The following is an 18,564-nucleotide window of genomic DNA, read 5'->3' as shown; positions in this document are numbered from 1 at the left end:
GTGGGTCACCGCAGGACCCCGGGGATAGGACTTCAGATGTAGTACATGCGGTCGCGCACCAATCGGGCGGCGCGGCGGTTCATCAGGGTTTCCAAGTCACGGACCGGGCCTTTGGTTTCGCTGGCGCGGTCCATGGCCACTTGCAGGTCGCTCATCAGGCGCGGGTCAGACTGCGCCATGGTCCACAAACGTTCGTCGGCGCGGCTGCGGGCCACATGGGCCGACCAGGCGTCCAGGCCGGTCATCAGGTTTTGCGCCAGGTGGCGCGTCAGGCCTCGCAGCACCACAATGGCCAGCACGGCCACGGCCCACAGCGCCAGCCAGGCGGCCACGACGTGGGATTGGGCCCAGCTGTCGATCATCTGATCAACGCCGACGACCAATGCGGCCACGCCTGCGGCGAGCAACAGGTTCGCGAGGGTTTTGCTGGATGTGCTGGGGGCTGCGGGGGCCGCAGAGATGGCGGGCATGGTGCCCAGGATGGATTTGGCAGTGGTGTTCATTTTGTGTTCCCTTGATTCGGTTTTGTTTTCTTTGGCAATCCAAATCAACAAAACCATGTTGCGAATCATAGGGTTTTTACCAATGTCGTTCAACTTTATATTCTTAATGCCCCTCATTCATAATGGTGATAGTTAAAGACCTGCCATGTCCTCCGCCATCCCCCACTCTTTTCGCACCCTCGACCTGAACTTGCTGCGGGTGTTTGACGAGGTCATGGCCGAGCGCAGCCTGACCCGGGCCGCGCACAACCTGGCGCTGACCCAACCGGCCGTGAGCAACGCCTTGCGCCGATTGCGCGAAGCCTTGGGCGATGAGCTGGTGCGCCGCCACGGCCACGGCATCGAGCCCACGCCCCGGGCGCTGGCGCTGTGGCCCAGTGTGCGCGAGGCTCTGCGCCAATTGCAAGCGGCCATCGTGCCCAGTGCTTTTGTGCCGCAGCAAGCCAACAGCACCTTTGTGCTGGCCATGGCCGACGCCACCGCGGCCGAACTCATGGGCGGGCTGGCCCGCGAACTGGAGCTGCAGGCCCCGGGCGTGTCCTTGCGCGTGCTGCCCCTGACCACACGCGATCCGCGCAAGCTGCTCAGCGAAGACAGCGCCGACATCGCCTTGGGTTACTTTCCAGCGGTGCTGGCCGACCTGACCGCTCGCGCCCAGTCTGGTGAAGCCATCCCCTTTGAACACCAGCGCCTGTATTCGGGCGAATACGTGTGTGTGATGCGCAAGGGCCATCCGCTGGCCAAGCGGCCCATCAGCTTGCAGGCCTATTGCGCGGCCCGGCATTTGCTGGTCAGCTTTTCCGGGCGGGCCTACGGCTTTGTGGACGAAGCGCTGGCCGCCATCGGGCAGCAAAGGCGCATCGTGCTCACGGTGAACCAGTTTTTCACGGCCGGACGGGTGGTGGTGAACTCCGATTTGCTCACGGTGCTGCCGCGCCACTTTGTGCCCACCACCGGCATGGCCCATGAACTGGTGCTGCACGACCTGCCCTTTGACGTGCCGCCTGTGCAAGTGCACGCCCTGTGGCACCGCAAACGCCATCAAGACAGCCCGCACCAATGGCTTCGCACCCAACTGCAACAAGTGGCCCGGCAGGCATTTGACTGCGATATGCCGACTGCCCACGTCCCGGACAACGTTATCCCGGCCAACGACATCCCGACATGAACATCCAACTCCTTTCCGACCTGCACCTGGAGTCCAACCCCGACTTCATGCCCAGCCCAGCCCCCGGTGCTGATGTACTGGTGCTGGCAGGCGACATTGGCTCTTACCAAGCGGGCTCGGCCTTGGCCAACGCAGGCGACGGCGACTTTGGCCTGGCACGGTTCTCACCGCTGCACGGCTGGCCCACACCCGTGCTGTTTGTGCCCGGCAACCACGAGTACGACGGGCTGGACTTTGACGCGGCCCACACCCGGCTGCGCCAAACCTGTGAGCGGCTGGGCATCACCTGGCTGGAGCGCGAAGTGCTGCAACTGGGCGGCGTGCGTTTTGTGGGCACCACGCTGTGGACCGACTTTGACGCCCTGGGGCCGCTGGCCGGGCAGCCCATCCCCGACCCGCTGACCGACAAAATCCCGGCGCACTTCAGCCACCCCAACAGCCAGTTCACGCGCCAACTCAAAGCCCGCGACAAGGCCTTTCGGGCCGCCAACTATTACCTGCGCAAAACCCTGACCACGCGCAACGGTGAGCCCTGGCTGGCCGAGGGCCTGCGCGAGCAGGCCCTGCAATGCCAGGACTGGCTGAGCGCTGCGCTGAGCGTGCCTTTTGCAGGCCCCACCGTGGTCGTCACCCACTTTGCCCCCAGCTTGGGCAGCGCCGACCCGCGCTACGGCCGGGTGCCGGGCACAGCGGGTTTTTGCAACGCACTCGACCACCTGCTGCCCCACGCCCAGTTGTGGCTGCACGGCCATTTGCATTGCCCCAGCAACTACACCCAAAACGGCTGCCGCGTGGTGGCCAACCCGCTCGGTTATGCGCGCAAAAACGAGCAAGTGCTGTTCAAGCCGCAATGCGTGCTGGAAGTTCGGGGCACCGGAACCCACTGATTTCATGACTTAGGTCAAGACTTCACGGCCCTGCACGGCTTAGAGTGAAGGCTTGTTTGATCCGCAACAGGAGACCCTCATGAAAATCTTATTGGCCGTTGATGGCAGTGAATACACCAAAAAAATGCTGGCCTACCTGACCACGCACGACGAGCTGTTCAGCACCAACAACAGCTACACCCTGCTGACGGTGAACCCCCAACTGCCCCCCCGTGCACGCGCTGCCGTGGGCAAAGACATGGTCGAGGCCTACCACCGCGATGAAGCCGAAAAAGTGCTCAGCCCAGTCACCAAGTTTTTGCTGCGCCACGGCATCGACGCCAAGACTGTGGCCAAAGTGGGCCATGCGGGTGAGACCATTTCCAAAACCGCCGACAGCGGCAAGTTTGATTTGGTGGTGATGGGCTCGCACGGCCACGGCACCCTGGGCAATCTGGTCATGGGCTCGGTCGCCACCCAGGTGTTGGCGAACTGCAAGGTGCCCGTGCTGCTGGTGCGCTGAAACTGCGGTTTCAGCGGGCGTTCAGCCCCTCAAAGCAGGTGCTCATCACCAGATCGAGGATCTGCTCGTCGGTGTGCTGCTCGCCCATTTTCAAAAATTCCAACACCGGATCGCAGGCCCGGGCAAACAAGGTGTAGAGCACCGCGACAGCGGGCAAGGCCTTGTTGATCTGGCCTTGGGCCTGGGCCTCTTCGATCCAGCCGCCCAAAGCATCGCTCACTTCCATCAGGCCGTCCATGTAGTCCTTGCTGGCCATCAAGGTGGCGCGCAAGGTGGAGTTCTGGCTGGGCAGTGAGGGCATCAGGCCTTGCAGCTTGAGCGTCATGGTCCAGCGCGTGACGGCTTTGATCTTGTCCAGCGGGGCCTGCTGGGGGTCGGTGCTCTGGATCACCTCTTGCGCCCGGCGCATGGCGGTGACCATGGCGGCGCAGGCCAGCTCTTCCTTGCTGGTGAAGTGCTTGTACAGGCTGGCTTTGGCAATCCCCACCTCGGCGGCTACCTCGTCCACCGTCATCGCGTCAAAGCCTTTTTCGGCCAACAGCCGGTTGACCGACTGGATGATGGCCGTCTCGCGGGCGGCGAGCATCTGGACTTTGAAGGATTTCTTGGGCGCGGTCACGTTGGTGGTGTTCATGCGGCGATTCTAGCCGGGCAGCCCAAAAAAAGACCGCATGGTAACCCTTGGATACGGCTGGGTCTTTTCAAGACCCCGGCACCACGCCTGCCACACCCTGCTGCACGGTCCAGCGCCCCTGCAGCGCCAGTCGGGCGTTGGGCTGGGCCGGGTGCGGGGTGGTGAGGAACTGCGCTTCCAGGCGCTCGGGTCGGATGTCAATCAGGGTGTAGCCGCGCTCGTCCGAGCGGGCGTGGCGGATGTCCGGGTTGTCGCGTTGGATGTGCACCATGACTTTGGGCGACATGCCCCGGGTGGACACCGAGGTGGTGACCAGCTCACTGGCCACCACGGGCGAGCGCTCGTCGCCCGGCTGCACACGCAGCTGCGCGGCCACGTTGGCGTGCACATCGCCGCCGAGCAAGACCACGTCGCTCAGACGCGCATCGGCCACCGTCTGCAAGAGCCGTGCACGTGCTTGCGGGTAACCGTCCCAGCCGTCGGTGAAGGCGCTGCGCCCCAAGGGGGTCTGAATACCGCTGCTGGCCATCAAGGTGGATTGCGCGAGCAGCTTCCAGCGCCGCTGGCTTTGTGTGAGGCCTGCCGTCAGCCATTGCTCTTGCGCTTGGCCCAGCATGCTGCGCGCCGGGTCTGCCAGCGCATCGCAGCCCATGACCACACGCCCGCCGCCGCGCATCAGGTCGGGGCAGGCCTGGTGGTCACGGTGCTGGCGGCAGTCCAGGGTCCACAAGTCGGCGAGTGTTCCCCAGGCCATGCGGTCGTGGATGCGCATCTGGCTGGGCTGCTGCGGGTCAGGACCCAGGCGCAGCGGCATGTGCTCAAAGTAAGCCTGGTACGCCGCCGCCCGGCGCTGCAAGAAAACCGCCGGGTCAGTGAAATTCCGGTCCAGGTCGTTGGCGTAGTCGTTCACCACCTCATGGTCGTCCCAGGTCATGAGCCAGGGGTGGGCGGCGTGGCAGGCTTGCAGGTCGGGGTCTGACTTGTAATGCGCGTGGCGGGCGCGGTAGGCGTCCAGCGTGAAAGGCATGCCGCTTTCGTGGGCACGGATTTTGAATTGCTTGTTGCTGCTCTCGTAGATGTAATCGCCCACAAAGAGCACCAGGTCCAGGTCTTGCGCAGCCATGTCGCGGTGCGCGGCAAAGTGGCCTTGTTCGTAATGCTGGCAAGACGCGAGGCCCAGGCGAAGGCGGCGCACAGCCTCACTCAAAGCAGGGCTGGTGCGGGTGCGGCCCACCGGGCTGACGGCATTGCCACTGGCAAAGCGGTACCAATAATGCCGCCCCGGCTGCAAGCCATCGGCCAGCACATGCAGGCTGTGGCCCCGGCGGGCGTCGGTGTTCAGGCGCCATTGGCGCAGAGGCTGGCGCAAGGCCTCGTCGGCGAACAGCTCGCAGACCACGGGCGCGCCCGATGTCTGGCGGGCTGCATCGGCTTCGTCGATGTGCAAGCGCGTCCACAGCACCACGCTGCCCGGCTGCGGCTGGCCACTGGCCACGCCCAGGCTGAAGGGGTTGACTTGCCAACGCGGCGGCGCGCTTTGCGCCTGCACGCCAAGCGTGACCCACGGCGCCAATGCCGCAGCCAGGGCCGCGCGGTGCAGATCGCGGCGCGACCACAGTGCATCTGGGCGGTTGGGGGTCAGCAATGTTTTCACAGGACTTGGGGCATGGTTGGAGATGGATTGTCCCTGTTTATCAACGAGCGCCGGGCGCAGCGCAGGGGACAGCAGCTGCGGGCAGGTGGCGGCACAATCGGTGGCATGAGCGCATCAACCCGACCCCGCAAAGACAACCTGGATGCCCTGGCCGTGGGCATCTTGCTGGTGTGCTGCATGTTCTGGGGATTTCAACAGGTGCTGGTCAAAGCCACCGTGGCCGAATTGCCGCCCGTGTTCCAGTCGGCGGTGCGCGGCGTGGGGGCCACGCTGCTGTTGTGGCTGTGGTGCCAATGGCGCGGGGTGCGCCTGTTTGAGCGCGATGGCAGCTTGTGGGCGGGTTTGCTGGTGGGCTGCTTGTTTGCGGCGGAATTTGCTTTCATCTACATCGGCCTGCAGCACACCTCGGCCTCGCGGCTGACGGTGTTTTTGTACACCTCGCCGTTCTGGGTGGCGGCTCTGCTGCCTTGGTTCATCCGTACCGAGCGGCTGCGGCCCGCGCAATGGGTGGGCATGGCCTGCGCATTTGCTGCCGTGGTGTTTGCGCTGCGCGAAGGTTTTGGCAGCGGTGGTGCCACGGGTGACCTGATGGGCCTGGCGGCCGGGGCCTTGTGGGGCCTGACGACGGTGGCCATCCGCGCGGCCAACCTCACGCGCCTGGCCGCCGAGAAACTGCTGTTTTACCAACTGGCTGTGAGCACCGTGGTCTTGTTGTTGCTGTCGCGCAGCATGGGCGAGCCTTGGGACGGCCACTGGAGCGGCTTTGCCATGGGCTCGGTGGCCGTACAAACCGTGGTCGGTGCCTTCGCCAGCTATTTGGCCTGGATGTGGATGCTGGGCCACTACCCCGCCACCAAAATTTCGGCCTTTGTGTTCCTCACACCCCTGTTCGCCCTGCTGTTTGGCATGCTCTGGCTGGGCGAAGCCCTGACCCTGACGCTGGCCTTGTCATTGGCATTGGTGGCTGTGGGCATTGTGCTGGTCAACCGCAAATGAAGCCGGCCCTGCAACGGTGGCGCTGCCTCTGCCTTTGTAGGCGCGGTCTCTGACCGCGCCTACAAAAGACCGTTCACCCCTTTGATAGAAAGACCTCCATGACTTACCAAGCCCTGCAAATTGAAAAAGACGAAGCCGGTTACCGCTGCACCCTGAAGACGCTCGATGACAGCGCCCTGCCCGAAGGCGATGTGACGGTGCAGGTGGACTACTCCACCCTCAACTACAAAGACGGCCTGGCCATCACCGGCAAATCGCCCGTGGTGCGCAAATTTCCACTCACGCCTGGCATCGACCTGGCGGGCACCGTGACCGACAGCCAACACCCGCTGTTCAAGGCGGGCGACCAAGTGGTGCTCAACGGCTGGGGCGTGGGCGAAAGCCACAGCGGCGGTTTGGCACAAAAGGCGCGCCTGAAGGGCGACTGGCTGGTCAAGTTGCCTGCCGCTTTCACACCCCGCCAAGCCATGTCCATCGGCACGGCCGGTTACACCGCCATGCTGTGCGTGATGGCGCTGCAAAAGCACGGCGTCACGCCAGGCAATGGCGACATTTTGGTCACGGGTGCTGGCGGCGGCGTGGGCAGCGTGGCCATTGCGCTGCTCGCCAAGCTGGGTTACCGCGTGGTGGCCAGCACCGGCCGCATGCAAGAAGCCGACTACCTGCGCCAGCTGGGCGCGGCCGACGTGATGGACCGGGCCGAACTGTCGGCCCCAGGCAAACCGCTGGCCAAAGAGCGCTGGGCCGGCGTGGTCGACACCGTGGGCAGCCACACCCTGGCCAACGCCTGCGCCAGCACGAAATACGGCGGCGTGGTCACCGCCTGCGGTTTGGCGCAAGGCATGGACTTTCCATCGAGCGTGGCGCCCTTCATCTTGCGCGGCGTGACCTTGGCCGGCATAGACAGTGTGATGGCCCCGCGTGCCGTGCGCGAAGCCGCTTGGGCGCGTTTGGCGCAAGACTTGGACACTGCGCAGCTGGAGCGCATGACGCGCGAAGTGGGTCTGGCCGATGCTGTGGCGCTGGGCAGCGAGATTTTGGCGGGGCAGGTGCGTGGACGCGTGGTGGTGAACGTCAACCGCTGAAAAGCAGGCAGTTCGCTGACTCGACAACATGTCGCCACAGCGCTTGGCCCGAACAGGCCAGGCGCAGCGCCTCTTTCACCCGCTTCAAGGCAATGACATGCTGGGCGTTGACAGGGGTCTCGCCTGCTCCAGCAGCCAGCGCCGCGCCAGCCGGTCCCAAAAACGCGCGCCCAGGGACAGGTTGGCGTCGTTGAAATCGTAGGCGGGGTTGTGCAGTGCAATGCCGGGCTGACCCGCTGCGCCATTGCCAATCCAGCCATACGCGCCGGGCACCTCTTCGAGCATGAAGCCGAAATCTTCAGCGGTCATGGCTGGCAACACATCCGTGTGCGCATTCGCCTCGCCCACCATCTCGCGCATGACTTCGCCCATCAAAAGCGCCTCTTGGCGGTGGTTGACCGTGCTGGGGTAGCCGGTGGAATTGATGATGAGTTCGGCCGTGGCCCCATGGGCCTGCGCGATGTGGCCCGCTATCCGCTCGATGCCCTCGATCAGGAATTGCTGTGTGGCTTTGGTCAGCGTCCGGCAAGTGCCCAGGATGCGGGCTTCGTCGGGGATGATGTTGGCCGAAGTCCCCGCCTCGATCTTGCCGATCGTCAGCACGGCCGAGTCCAGCGGGTCGGTTCCGCGCGACACCAAGGTCTGCAACTGCCCCACGATGGCGCAGGCGACATGGATCGGATCGATGGTGGTGTGGGGCATCGCGGCATGCCCGCCCTTGCCGCGCACCACCAACTCGAACATCATGCCCGACGCCATGATGGGGCCCACACGCACCCCCATCTGGCCTTGCGGCAGTGAGGGCCAGTTGTGCAAGGCAAAAACAGCCTGACACGGGAACCGCTCGAACAGACCCTCGTCCATCATGGCTTTTGCGCCCGCGCCACCTTCTTCGGCAGGCTGAAAAATCAGGTGCACCGTGCCGTCGAATTGGCGTTCGCTGGCCAGCAGCTGGGCCGCCCCCAGCAGCATGGCGGTGTGACCGTCGTGCCCACAGGCATGCATGCGCCCTTCGTTCTGGCTGGCATGTTCAAAGCGGTTGACCTCCTGAAGCGGCAAGGCATCCATGTCGGCACGCAAGCCAATCGCCGGTCCGGGATTTTCAGCACTTCGGCCCTGGCCGTGGATGCTGGCCACAAGGCCGGTTTGACCCAGGCCACGCACCGGGGTGATGCCCAAGGCCTCCAAGAAAGCGGCGATTTTGTCGGCCGTGCGGCTTTCCTGGTACTTGAGTTCGGGATACCTGTGCAGATCGCGGCGAAAGGCGGTCAGCTGGTTGATGTGGAGTGCCGAGTCTTGATCGAGGTACATGGTCCATTCCAAAATCGTGCAGATCCGGGCGGGTCACGCGCCCACACGGCGTTGCGCTGAAGACGTGAATGCCCGGAACGCCCGGGGCCAAGACCATGATACGGGCAAGGGTGCGCTTGTGTCCCTCGTGGCCTGTCACTTGCGGGTAAGCAAACAGCCGCCTTGTGCACACCAACGCCGCCCGGGGCGCTCAAGCCCCCAAATCCGGCCACTGGCTGCGCATGAGTGCCGCCAGCTCGGCCGCCCGGCCCAGCGGCAGGCGGGCGCGCGAAGCGCCAATCGACAGGGCCGCAATCGCCGCCTGGCCGAGCTGCCAGTGCAGACCCACGGCGGCAATGCCTGCTGTGCTGCGGTAAGCGTGGCCGCGCTGTCGGGTGGCCAGCACCCAGCGCAGCAACTGCGCCAACGTGACGCCCTCCAGCGCGTATTGCGCCGCGTGGCGGGCATGGTGCGCCTGCACGTCGGCATCGTCCAGCACCGCCAGCATGGCGATGCTGGCCACACCCAGGCCCAGCAAGCGGGTTTCACCCACGGTCTGGCGAAAAGCCGGTACGGCGTAAGCGCCCTGCTCCAAGTGCAGGCAGTGGCTGTAGTCGCCCAAGCGCAGCACCAAAAACACGTTGTCGCCGCTCAGGCGCGCCAGGGTTTTCATGGTGGGTTGGCACTGGCGGACCAAGGCCGCCTGCCCCAAGCTTGCCGCGCCCCAGGCCGTCGCCTGCACACCCATGCGGTACAGGCCGCTGCCCTCCTCGCGCTCGACCAGGCCCGCGTGCTGCAGGCTGCCCAGCATGCGCCAGGCGGTGGTGCGGTCCAGGCCGCTGGCTTGCACCAAGGCCTGCAAGCTGATGCCCTGATCGTGGTGGCAGGCCACGAGGTTGACCAGGCCCATGGCGCGCTCGATGCTCTGCGCGCCTGGCCGGGGCGCAGCTTTGGCAGGCTCGTTCATGGGAGACACATCAGGGAAAACACCATGTGCACATTATGCACAGCCTGCCCTGACACGCTGGCTTCTGCCCAGCTGCTGCGGTGCAATAGGCCATGCCCACACGGGGCGCTGACACTTTTTCCAAATGACATGACAACTTTTCAAACCCGCATTGACCCCACGTCAGACGCCTTTTCCGCGCAACGACAAGGCATGCTCGAACTGATCGCCGACTGGCATGCGCTGGAGCAACGCGCCAGCGACGCGTCGGCGAAATCGGCTGAGCGCTTTGCCAAACGCGGCGCTTTGCTGCCGCGTGAGCGGCTGGCGCAGCTGCTCGACCCTGGCGCGCCGTTTTTGCCTTTGGCCACGCTTGCCGGTTACGGCATGGACGACCCCGACCTCTCGCGTTGTGTGCCCGGCGGTTCGCAGCTGGCGGGCATTGGCCAGGTCAGCGGCGTGCGCTGCATGGTGGTGGTGACCGACTCGGGCATCGACGCTGGAGCCCTCACCGAAGCGGGCAACCAAAAGCTCATGCGCTGCCAGGAGATCGCGCTGCAAAACAAGCTGCCCTTTGTGCACTTGGTCGAGTCGGCAGGCTCCAACCTGCGCAAATACCGGGTCGAGAAATTCATCCGGGGCGGCGGCATGTTCTACAACCTGGCGCGCCTGTCAGCGGCCGGCCTGCCGGTGCTCACGGTGGTGCACGGCTCGTCCACCGCTGGCGGGGCGTACATGCCGGGTCTGTCGGACTACGTGATCATGGTGCGCGGCCAAGCCAAGGCCTTTTTGGCAGGGCCGCCTTTGCTCAAGGCCGCCACGGGCGAGATTGCGACCGACGAAGCGCTGGGCGGCACCGACATGCACGCCACCGTCAGCGGCCTGGCCGAATACGTGGCGCAAGACGACGCCCACGCGATTGCCCTGGCCCGTGAGGTGCTGGCCGCCATCGATTGGCCGCGTGCTGCAGTGGCCGCGCCCACACAAGCCCCGCGCCCACCCCGGCTGTCGCCCGACGAACTGGCCGGCGTGATGGTGCTGGAGCACCGCCAGCCCATCGACATGCGCGAAATCATTGCCCGCTTGGTGGACGACTCGGCCTGGCTCGACTTCAAGCCCGACTACGGCAGCGCCACCGTGTGTGGCCATGCCCGCATCGACGGGTATGCGGTGGCTTTCATCAGCAACAACGGCCCCATCGACCCGGCGGGTGCGACCAAGGCAGCGCAGTTCATCCACCTGTGCAACCAGTCGGGCACCCCCATCGTGTTTTTGCAAAACACCACTGGCTTCATCGTGGGCCGCGCCTCCGAAGAGGCCGGCATGATCAAGCACGGCGCCAAGATGATCCAGGCGCTGAGCAACTCGCAGGTGCCGCACATCACGCTGCACTGTGGCGCTTCGTTTGGCGCAGGCAACTACGGCATGTGCGGGCGAGCGTTTCACCCGCGCTTTTGTTTTTCATGGCCCAACGCCCGCTCGGCCGTGATGGGCGGCGAGCAGGCCGCCACCACGCTCGACATCGTGGCGCGCCAACAGGCCGAGCGCAGCGGCAAGCCGGTCGACGAGGCGCGGCTGCAAGCGCAAAAGACCGAGATCGTGGGTCTGTTCGACAGCCAGGCCAGCGCCTTCTACACCAGCGGCCATTTGCTCGACGACGGCATCATCGACCCGCGCCAGACCCGCGAGGTGCTGTCGCTCTTGCTGGCCACCGTGCGCGAAGCCGCCGCACGCACCCCGCACGCGATGCAGTTCGCCGTGCCCCGTTTCTGAATTTCTGAGGAAAGTCCCCACACATGATCTACACACCCGAACACCACGAACTGATGGCAAGCATCCGCCGCTTCATCAGCGCCGAAATCGACCCCTTTGTGGACGAATGGGAAGCCGCCGAAATCTTTCCCGCCCACGAGGTGTTTCGCAAAATGGGGCAGCTTGGCTTTTTAGGCATCACCAAACCCGAGGCCTACGGCGGCATGGGTCTGGACTTCAGCTACGCACTGGCTGCGGCCGAGGCCATTGGCTACGTCAAGGCGCAGGGCGTGGGCATGGGCATTGGCGTGCAAGCCAACATGGCCACCCCGGCGCTGGCCAGTTTTGGCTCGGACGAACTCAAGCGCGAATTTTTGGCCCCGGCCATTGCGGGCGAAGTGGTGTGCAGCATCGGCGTGAGCGAGCAAGGCGCGGGCTCGGACGTGTCTTCGCTCAAGACCCGGGCGCGGCGCGATGGCGACGACTACGTGATCAGCGGCTCCAAAATGTGGATCACCAACGGCACCCAGGCCGACTGGATCTGCCTGCTGTGCAACACCTCGGACGGGCCATCGCACAAAAACAAATCGCTCATCATCGTGCCGCTCAAAGATTCAGCAGGTCGCCGCGCCAAGGGCATCGAGGTGCAAAAGATCAAGAAGTTCGGCATGTGGAGCTCGGACACTGCGCAGATCTTTTTTGACGAAGTGCGCGTGCCGGTGCGCCACCGCATTGGCGAAGAGGGCATGGGGTTTATTTACCAGATGAAGCAGTTTCAGGAGGAGCGCCTGGACGGCGCGGCGCGGCGCCTGGCCAGCATCGAGCTGATTGAGGAAACTGCCGACTACCTGCGCCAGCGCGTGGCCTTTGGCAAACCACTGCTCGACAACCAGTTCATCCAGTACAAGCTGGCCGAGCTCAAGACCGAAATCGAAGCCCTGCGCGGCCTGATTTACATGACCACCCACGCCTATGTGCAAGGGCAAGACGTGACCGAGTTGGCGTCGATGGCCAAACTCAAGGCCGGGCGCTTGGGGCGCGACGTGGCCGACTGGTGCATGCAGTTCCAGGGCGGCATGGGCTACACCTGGGACAACCGCGTCTCGCGTGCCTACCGCGACTACCGGCTCGGTTCGATTGGCGGCGGCGCCGACGAAGTGATGCTGATGGTGATTGCCCGCAAGATGGGCCTGATGGACCCGGCGGCTTGAAGGCGACCGACATGAACTACCAACACTTGCTGGTGCAGCACACGCACGACATTTTTTGGATCACGCTGCACCAACCCGAAACACGCAACGCCCTGTCGCCCGACATGGTGGCCGAGCTGGCCCATGTGTTCATCCAGGCCGCACAGAACGATGCCGTGCGCGCCTTGGTGCTGCGCGGCAGCGCAGGCTTTTTCTGTGCGGGCGGCAACGTGGGCAACTTCCAGTCGCGCTTGCAAGCCAATGCGGAAGAAGGCGAAGACCCCGTGGTCAGCCGCAACCGCGCCTTTGGCCATGTGCTGCAGGCCCTCACCGCGCTGCCCATGCCGGTGCTGGCGGTGGTTGAAGGTGCGGCCATGGGCGGCGGTATGGGTCTGGCCTGCTGCGCCGACATCGTGCTGGCCACCGATGACGCCCGCTTTGCCCTGAGCGAAACTGGCCTGGGCCTGATCCCGGCGCAGATCGCGCCCTTTGTGCAGGCCCGTGTGGGCCGCCGTGTGGCGCTGCGCCTGGGCCTGAGCGGCGAGCGCGTGAGCGGAACGCTGGCACAGCAGCTGGGCTTGGTGGACGCACTGGCCGCTGACAGCACTGCACTCGACGCGCTGCAGGCGCAATGGCTCAACCGCATTTTGGGTTGTGGCCCGCAGGCCAACCGCTCGCTCAAGGCTTTGCTGTCGCGTGACGTGACCGGTGACCCATCACTGGGTGCCTGGCTCGACGACGCGGCGCAACGCTTTGCGCAATGCATGCGCAGCGAAGGCGCTGAAGGCATTGCCGCTTTCCGCGAACGCCGCGCCCCAAGCTGGTCCACCACGCTGCAAGCGGCCGACGTGGCGCGCCTGCATGGCCGCGACACGGCCTCTTCTTCATCTGCCCCAGCCTGAGTTGCCAATGACCGTGAGCAAAAACATCCGTCCCTTCCACACCGTGCTGGTGGCCAACCGGGGAGAGATCGCGCTGCGCGTGCTGCGCACCGTGCGTCGCCTGGGCTATGGCACCGTGGCCGTGTATTCCGAAGCCGACCGTGACAGCCCGCATGTGCAAGCGGCTGACCGCGCGGTGTGCATCGGCCCGGCCGCACCTGCACAGTCTTACCTGAACATCGAGGCCATCCTGCAAGCGGCCCAACTCGCCGGGGCCGACGCGGTGCACCCGGGTTATGGTTTTTTGTCTGAGAACGATGCCTTTGCCGACGCGGTGGACACGGCTGGCCTGGTGTTCATTGGCCCATCCGGCGCGAACATCCGCGCCATGGGCAACAAGGCCGGGGCCAAGCGGCTGATGCAAGGCTGGGGCATGCCCTGCATTCCCGGCTACGAAGGTCAGGATCAAAGCGACGAAGCGTTTGTGCGTGAAGCCGCACGCATCGGCTTTCCAATCATGTGCAAGGCGGCTGCCGGTGGCGGCGGGCGCGGCATGCGGCGGGTGGACACGCCCGATTTGCTGCCTGCGGCGCTGGCCTCGGCCCGCTCGGAAGCGCGCACGGCTTTTGGGTCGGACGAGCTGATTCTGGAGCGCGCCCTCATCAACCCGCGCCATGTCGAGATCCAGCTGCTGGCCGACAGCCACGGGCATGTGGTGCACCTGAGCGAGCGCGACTGCTCAGTGCAGCGGCGTCACCAAAAGCTGATCGAAGAAGCGCCCTCGCCCGCCGTGAACGCCGAGCTGCGTGCACACATGGGCCAGGTGGCGGTGGACAGCGCCCGCGCCATGGGCTATGTCGGCGCGGGCACCATGGAGTTTTTGCTCGACGCCGATGGGCACTTCTATTTCATGGAGATGAACACCCGGCTGCAGGTCGAACACGCGGTCACCGAAGCCATCACCGGCTTGGACCTGGTGGAGTGGCAGCTGCGTGTGGCCAGCGGCCAGGCCCTGCCTTGGCAGCAGGCCGACATCCAACTCAAAGGCCACGCCATCGAAGTGCGGCTCACGGCCGAAGACGTGCCCGCAGGCTTTTTGCCGCAGACCGGCCCGGTGCTGCGCTGGCGGCCGCCCACACCACAGAGCACCGGCAACGATGTGCGCATCGACAGCGCACTGCGCGAAGGCGGGCAGGTCAGCCCGCATTACGACTCCATGGTGGCCAAGATCGTGGCGCACGGCAGCGACCGCGAAGAAGCGCGGCGCAAGCTGCTGTTGGCCGTGCGCCAGTGCGTCTTGCTGGGCCTGCCCAGCAACCAAGGCTTTTTGGCCGACTGCCTGGCCGACGCGGTGTTTGTGCAGGGCACACGCGTGCACACCGGCTTTGTGGCAGAACGCATGGGCCTGCCACCGGCCGCGCCCGTGCCCAGTGCGCACACCGTGGCGCTGGCGGCCATGGCCGCCCAAGTGCACAGCTTGCCCACCACCGCCGATGGCCATGTGCATGCCGGTGCGCTGGGGCAAGGCCTAGCGCAAGGCCTGCTGCAATGGGGCGAGCAGCGCTGGCGCTACCGCATCAACGCCCAGGGCATGGGCTGGCAGGTGCAGTGCACGGCTCTGAGTGCTGCCAGCAGTGCCCAAGCCGACACCGTTACCACAAGCCTGGCCCATGTGCAATGGCAAGACGCCGCGCGCACCGAACTGGCGTTGGTGTGCCAAGGTCTGCGCGAGCAAATTTGCAGCGCCCGCACCGACCACGGGGTGCAGATTTTTCATGCAGGCCGCGCTTGGTTTTTTGATTGCCCCGCCACCCACGGCCAGGCCGAGGCAAGCGCTGGCAGCGGCGCTGTGCTGGCCCCCCTCACCGCCCGCGTGCTGCAAGTAATGGTGTCGCCGGGCCAAAGCGTGCAGGCGGGCGAACGCCTGCTGGTGCTCGAAGCCATGAAGATGGAACACACGCTGACCGCGCCTTTCACCGGCGTGGTGCGCGAGCTGCGCGTGCAGTCGGGGGGGCAGGCCCTCAAAGGCACGCTGCTGCTGCAGATCGAGGCGGCCGCATGAACGCCACAGACAAGCGCGTGCGCATCGGCGGGGCCTGCGGCTTTTGGGGCGACTCGGCCATGGCCACGCCGCAGCTGTTGCAGGTGCCGGGCCTGCAGTACCTGGTCTACGACTACCTGGCCGAAACCACCATGGCTATTTTGGCCAAGGCGCGGGCCAAAGACCCGACGCTGGGTTACGCGACCGACTTCGTGCAAGCCGTCATGACGCCGCACCTGTTGGCCATCCACGAGCGGGGCATCAAGGTCATTGCCAATGCGGGCGGCCTGAACCCCGAAGGCTGCCGCGGTGCGCTGCTGCAGGTCGCTGAAAAACAAGGCATCGCCTTGCGCGTGGCCGTGGTCACGGGCGACGACCTCATGCCGCAGATGGGCACGCTGCAAGCCCAAGGCCTGCACACCACCGCAGACCAGCCCCTGCCCGAGCGTCCCCTGTCGGTCAACGCCTATGTGGGCGCACGCGGCATTGCCCAAGCTCTGGACGCTGGGGCCGATGTGGTCATCACCGGTCGCTGCGTCGACAGCGCGGTGGTGCTGGGCGCGCTGGTGCACGAGTTCGGCTGGTCCTGGCAGGACTGGGACCGCCTGTCTGCTGGCACGCTCGCGGGCCATCTGATCGAGTGCGGCGCGCAGGCCACGGGCGGGCTGTTCACCGATTGGCAAGCCGTGCCCGACTGGGCGAACATCGGCTACCCGGTGATCGACGTGGCCCCAGATGGCAGCCTGGAACTGAGCAAACCCGAAGGCACGGGCGGCCTGATCCACCCCGGCGCGGTGGCTGAGCAAATCCTCTACGAAGTGGGCGATCCGGCGAACTACCTCATGCCCGACGTGGGGTGCGACTGGCGGCATGTGCAGGTGGAACGCACGGGTCACGACACCGTGAAAGTCAGCGGCGCACGCGGCCTGCCCGCCCCCACACACTACAAAGCCAACGCCACTTGGCAAGACGGCTATCAACTGCAGTTGATGCTGGCCATTCGCGGCATCGACGCGCCGCTCAAGGCCGAGCGCACGGCGCAAGCCCTGTTGACCCGCTCAAGCGCCATGATGGCCGCGCAGGGCTTTGGTGATTACAGCGAGACCTGTGTGGAGCTGCTGGGCGGCGAGTCGCATTACGGCCCGCACGCACAAGCCCACACCGCCCGTGAGGTGGTGCTGCGCATCGCCGTGCGACACGCACAAGCCAAGGCCCTGGCGGTGCTGCAACGCGAATGCGCGAGCAGCGGCACCTCCATGGGGCCGGGCACGCGGTCTTCGTTTTCGGGGCGGGCAGATATTCAGCCAGTCATCAAACTGTGTTCGTTCATGCTGCCCAAAACGCAGGTGCGTTTGCAGATGCGGCTGGACGATCAGCTCGTGGACGCCAGTGACCACGCGGCCAGCGCTGCGACGCAGACAACTCGCACCGAAGCCACGCCACCTGCCAACCCAAGCTTGCCTGAGAACGCGCACGACAACGAACCCCTGCACGACTGCCGCCTCATCGACCTGGCCTGGGCGCGCAGTGGCGACAAGGGCGATGACGAAAACATCGGCGTGATTGCACGGCACCCCAAGGCCTGGGCCTGGCTGCGCGCACAGCTGCAAGCAGCGCAGGTGCAGGCCTATTTCAGCCACCTCGTGCAAGGGCCGGTGTTGCGCTACGAAGTGCCGGGCCTGCAAGCCCTGAACTTTGTGTTGCACCAAGCGCTGGGCGGCGGCGGCGTGTGCAGCTTGCGCTCGGACCCGCTGGGCAAATCGTTTGCACAAATGCTGCTGGACATGCCGCTGCGCGTGCCTGCCTCGGTGCTGGCCAACTTCCAACACGACACCCCACAGAAAGCCAACACGCCATGAACCCCATTCTGGAAGGCATCAAGGTCCTGGACCTGACCCGCGTGATCGCCGGCCCCATGTGCACGCAGATCCTGGCCGACATGGGGGCCAAGGTTTACAAGATTGAAAAACCTGGTGAAGGTGACGACACGCGGCGCATGGGGCCTTTTTTGCAAGATCCCGCCACGGGCCAACCCAGCAACGACTCGGCCCTGTACCTGGCCTACAACCGGGGCAAGCAATCCATCACGGTGGACATTGCCAGCGAAGAAGGCGCACAAATCGTGCGCGACCTGGCGCTGCGCTGCGACGTGGTGGTGGAGAACTACAAAGTCGGGTCCCTGGCCAAATACGGTCTGGACGCCGACAGCCTGCGACGCCTGAAACCCGAGCTGATTTACTGCTCGGTCACCGGTTTTGGACAGACTGGGCCGTCTGCGCCCAAGCCCGCTTATGACTTCATCCTGCAAGGCATGGCCGGACCAATGAGCACCTGCGGCCTGCCCGACGATCAGCCCGGCGGCGGCCCCATGCGCACCGCCATCCCCATGACCGACATGGTGACGGGCCTCTACGCCACCATCGGCATCCTGGGCGCGCTCATGCACCGACAAAAAACTGGCGAAGGCCAGGCCATCGACGCGGCCATGCTGGACGCCACCGTCGCCTTCAACGGGCACTTGGCCGTGGGTTATTTGATGAGTGGCAAAGCACCCCAACGCGTGGGCAACACCAACCCGATTGCATCACCGTCCGAAGTGTTTGAATGCGCCGAAGGCCGACTCATCATCGCGGCGGGCAACAACACGCAATTTGGCCAACTGTGCACCGTGCTGGGCGCACCCGACATGCCCGCCGACCCCCGCTTTGCCACCAACATGCAGCGCATCGCCCACCGCAGCGAACTGCAGGGCGCCTTGCAGGCACTGGTGCGCACCCAACCCCGCGCCCAGTTGCTGGAACAATTGAGCGCTGCCAACGTCCCGGCCGGACCGATCAACAACATGGCCCAAGTCTTTGCGGACCCGCAAACCCAACACCGCCAGATGGTGGTGGAACTGCCCCACAGCTCAGGCCAAACCGTGCGCGTGGTGCGCAGCCCGCTGAACTTTTCTGCATCACCCGTGACACACAAAGCGCCGCCACGGTTGGGTGAACACAGCTTGCAAGCCTTGCGTGACGAGCTGGGGCTGAGTG

General features: G+C 65.1%; 16 protein-coding genes. 11 read left to right on the top strand and 5 right to left on the bottom strand.

From position 1 onward, the window contains the following. Window positions 1-32 precede the first annotated feature (32 nt). Window positions 33-503, bottom strand: a complete 471-nt coding sequence (locus tag QZ190_RS08735) for a hypothetical protein (protein ID WP_291915383.1) — start codon at window positions 501-503, stop codon at window positions 33-35. Window positions 504-648: 145 nt separating this feature from the next. Here QZ190_RS08735 and QZ190_RS08730 point away from each other — a divergent pair, with 145 nt between their 5' ends. The 3 genes from QZ190_RS08730 to QZ190_RS08720 all read left to right on the top strand — a co-directional run bounded on the left by QZ190_RS08730 (window position 649) and on the right by QZ190_RS08720 (window position 3,060). After that, window positions 649-1,671: a LysR family transcriptional regulator gene (locus QZ190_RS08730; RefSeq protein ID WP_291915382.1), complete on the top strand. Its 1,023-nt coding sequence runs from the start codon at window positions 649-651 to the stop codon at window positions 1,669-1,671. Further along, a complete protein-coding gene (locus QZ190_RS08725) occupies window positions 1,668-2,558 on the top strand; it encodes a metallophosphoesterase (protein ID WP_291915381.1) in 891 nt (296 codons plus the stop codon). The genes QZ190_RS08730 and QZ190_RS08725 overlap by 4 nt, the downstream gene beginning before the upstream one ends. A gap of 79 nt (window positions 2,559-2,637) precedes the next feature. After that, window positions 2,638-3,060 carry a universal stress protein gene (locus tag QZ190_RS08720; RefSeq protein ID WP_291915380.1) on the top strand — a complete coding sequence of 141 codons (423 nt, stop codon included), beginning with the start codon at window positions 2,638-2,640 and terminating at the stop codon, window positions 3,058-3,060. 10 nt (window positions 3,061-3,070) lie between these two features. Here the strand turns inward: QZ190_RS08720 and QZ190_RS08715 are convergent, their stop codons facing one another. Together QZ190_RS08715 and QZ190_RS08710 are read right to left on the bottom strand one after the other, a co-directional pair. Further along, on the bottom strand, window positions 3,071-3,694 hold the full coding sequence (locus QZ190_RS08715) for a TetR/AcrR family transcriptional regulator (RefSeq protein ID WP_291915379.1): 624 nt from the start codon (window positions 3,692-3,694) through the stop codon (window positions 3,071-3,073). 67 nt (window positions 3,695-3,761) lie between these two features. Continuing rightward, complete coding sequence (locus QZ190_RS08710) at window positions 3,762-5,348, bottom strand: alkaline phosphatase D family protein (protein WP_291915378.1); 1,587 nt, start codon at window positions 5,346-5,348, stop codon at window positions 3,762-3,764. A gap of 105 nt (window positions 5,349-5,453) precedes the next feature. Here QZ190_RS08710 and QZ190_RS08705 point away from each other — a divergent pair, with 105 nt between their 5' ends. Together QZ190_RS08705 and QZ190_RS08700 are read left to right on the top strand one after the other, a co-directional pair. Beyond that, entirely contained in the window at window positions 5,454-6,344 is an 891-nt protein-coding gene (locus QZ190_RS08705) for a DMT family transporter (RefSeq protein WP_291915377.1), read from the top strand. Between the two features lie 98 nt (window positions 6,345-6,442). Beyond that, window positions 6,443-7,429, top strand: coding sequence for an MDR family oxidoreductase (locus QZ190_RS08700; protein ID WP_291915376.1), 987 nt, complete (start codon window positions 6,443-6,445; stop codon window positions 7,427-7,429). Between the two features lie 84 nt (window positions 7,430-7,513). On the opposite strand, the gene QZ190_RS08695 is transcribed toward QZ190_RS08700, so the two are convergent. Both QZ190_RS08695 and QZ190_RS08690 read right to left on the bottom strand, forming a co-directional pair. Then, window positions 7,514-8,740, bottom strand: a complete 1,227-nt coding sequence (locus QZ190_RS08695) for a M20 aminoacylase family protein (RefSeq protein ID WP_291915375.1) — start codon at window positions 8,738-8,740, stop codon at window positions 7,514-7,516. A gap of 190 nt (window positions 8,741-8,930) precedes the next feature. Beyond that, complete coding sequence (locus tag QZ190_RS08690) at window positions 8,931-9,686, bottom strand: helix-turn-helix domain-containing protein (protein WP_291915374.1); 756 nt, start codon at window positions 9,684-9,686, stop codon at window positions 8,931-8,933. Window positions 9,687-9,815: 129 nt separating this feature from the next. On the opposite strand from QZ190_RS08690, the gene QZ190_RS08685 reads away from it, so the two are divergent. From QZ190_RS08685 to QZ190_RS08660, 6 genes are all read left to right on the top strand, one after another. Then, window positions 9,816-11,438 carry an acyl-CoA carboxylase subunit beta gene (locus QZ190_RS08685; protein WP_291915373.1) on the top strand — a complete coding sequence of 541 codons (1,623 nt, stop codon included), beginning with the start codon at window positions 9,816-9,818 and terminating at the stop codon, window positions 11,436-11,438. 23 nt (window positions 11,439-11,461) lie between these two features. After that, window positions 11,462-12,628: an acyl-CoA dehydrogenase family protein gene (locus tag QZ190_RS08680; protein WP_291915372.1), complete on the top strand. Its 1,167-nt coding sequence runs from the start codon at window positions 11,462-11,464 to the stop codon at window positions 12,626-12,628. Window positions 12,629-12,639: 11 nt separating this feature from the next. Then, window positions 12,640-13,509 (top strand): enoyl-CoA hydratase-related protein, encoded by an 870-nt coding sequence (locus QZ190_RS08675; protein ID WP_291915371.1) that lies wholly within the window; start codon window positions 12,640-12,642, stop codon window positions 13,507-13,509. Window positions 13,510-13,516: 7 nt separating this feature from the next. Next, window positions 13,517-15,550 (top strand): biotin carboxylase N-terminal domain-containing protein, encoded by a 2,034-nt coding sequence (locus tag QZ190_RS08670; RefSeq protein WP_291915370.1) that lies wholly within the window; start codon window positions 13,517-13,519, stop codon window positions 15,548-15,550. Then, window positions 15,547-17,388 carry an acyclic terpene utilization AtuA family protein gene (locus QZ190_RS08665; RefSeq protein ID WP_291915369.1) on the top strand — a complete coding sequence of 614 codons (1,842 nt, stop codon included), beginning with the start codon at window positions 15,547-15,549 and terminating at the stop codon, window positions 17,386-17,388. Before QZ190_RS08670 ends, QZ190_RS08665 begins: the two co-directional genes overlap by 4 nt. Next, window positions 17,385-18,564 (top strand): CoA transferase (locus QZ190_RS08660; RefSeq protein ID WP_291915368.1); only part of this gene is annotated, 1,180 nt, incomplete at its 3' end. The genes QZ190_RS08665 and QZ190_RS08660, both read left to right, overlap by 4 nt.

It is taken from the genome of Limnohabitans sp., from assembly GCF_017848645.1.
Classification (GTDB): domain Bacteria; phylum Pseudomonadota; class Gammaproteobacteria; order Burkholderiales; family Burkholderiaceae_C; genus Limnohabitans_A.
Note: the sequence above shows the minus strand (reverse complement) of the source record. Positions and strands in the feature narration are given on the sequence as shown.

What these genes read in the sequence shown, in the direction of transcription:
- QZ190_RS08685 (WP_291915373.1), top strand. Translation starts at nt 9,816, where the DNA reads ATGACAACTTTTCAAACCCGCATTGACCCCACGTCAGACGCCTTTTCC.
- QZ190_RS08700 (WP_291915376.1), top strand. Translation starts at nt 6,443, where the DNA reads ATGACTTACCAAGCCCTGCAAATTGAAAAAGACGAAGCCGGTTACCGC.
- QZ190_RS08670 (WP_291915370.1), top strand. Translation starts at nt 13,517, where the DNA reads ATGACCGTGAGCAAAAACATCCGTCCCTTCCACACCGTGCTGGTGGCC.
- QZ190_RS08665 (WP_291915369.1), top strand. Translation starts at nt 15,547, where the DNA reads ATGAACGCCACAGACAAGCGCGTGCGCATCGGCGGGGCCTGCGGCTTT.
- QZ190_RS08695 (WP_291915375.1), bottom strand. Translation starts at nt 8,740, where the DNA reads ATGTACCTCGATCAAGACTCGGCACTCCACATCAACCAGCTGACCGCC.
- QZ190_RS08735 (WP_291915383.1), bottom strand. Translation starts at nt 503, where the DNA reads ATGAACACCACTGCCAAATCCATCCTGGGCACCATGCCCGCCATCTCT.
- QZ190_RS08730 (WP_291915382.1), top strand. Translation starts at nt 649, where the DNA reads ATGTCCTCCGCCATCCCCCACTCTTTTCGCACCCTCGACCTGAACTTG.
- QZ190_RS08725 (WP_291915381.1), top strand. Translation starts at nt 1,668, where the DNA reads ATGAACATCCAACTCCTTTCCGACCTGCACCTGGAGTCCAACCCCGAC.
- QZ190_RS08720 (WP_291915380.1), top strand. Translation starts at nt 2,638, where the DNA reads ATGAAAATCTTATTGGCCGTTGATGGCAGTGAATACACCAAAAAAATG.
- QZ190_RS08690 (WP_291915374.1), bottom strand. Translation starts at nt 9,686, where the DNA reads ATGAACGAGCCTGCCAAAGCTGCGCCCCGGCCAGGCGCGCAGAGCATC.
- QZ190_RS08680 (WP_291915372.1), top strand. Translation starts at nt 11,462, where the DNA reads ATGATCTACACACCCGAACACCACGAACTGATGGCAAGCATCCGCCGC.
- QZ190_RS08705 (WP_291915377.1), top strand. Translation starts at nt 5,454, where the DNA reads ATGAGCGCATCAACCCGACCCCGCAAAGACAACCTGGATGCCCTGGCC.
- QZ190_RS08715 (WP_291915379.1), bottom strand. Translation starts at nt 3,694, where the DNA reads ATGAACACCACCAACGTGACCGCGCCCAAGAAATCCTTCAAAGTCCAG.
- QZ190_RS08675 (WP_291915371.1), top strand. Translation starts at nt 12,640, where the DNA reads ATGAACTACCAACACTTGCTGGTGCAGCACACGCACGACATTTTTTGG.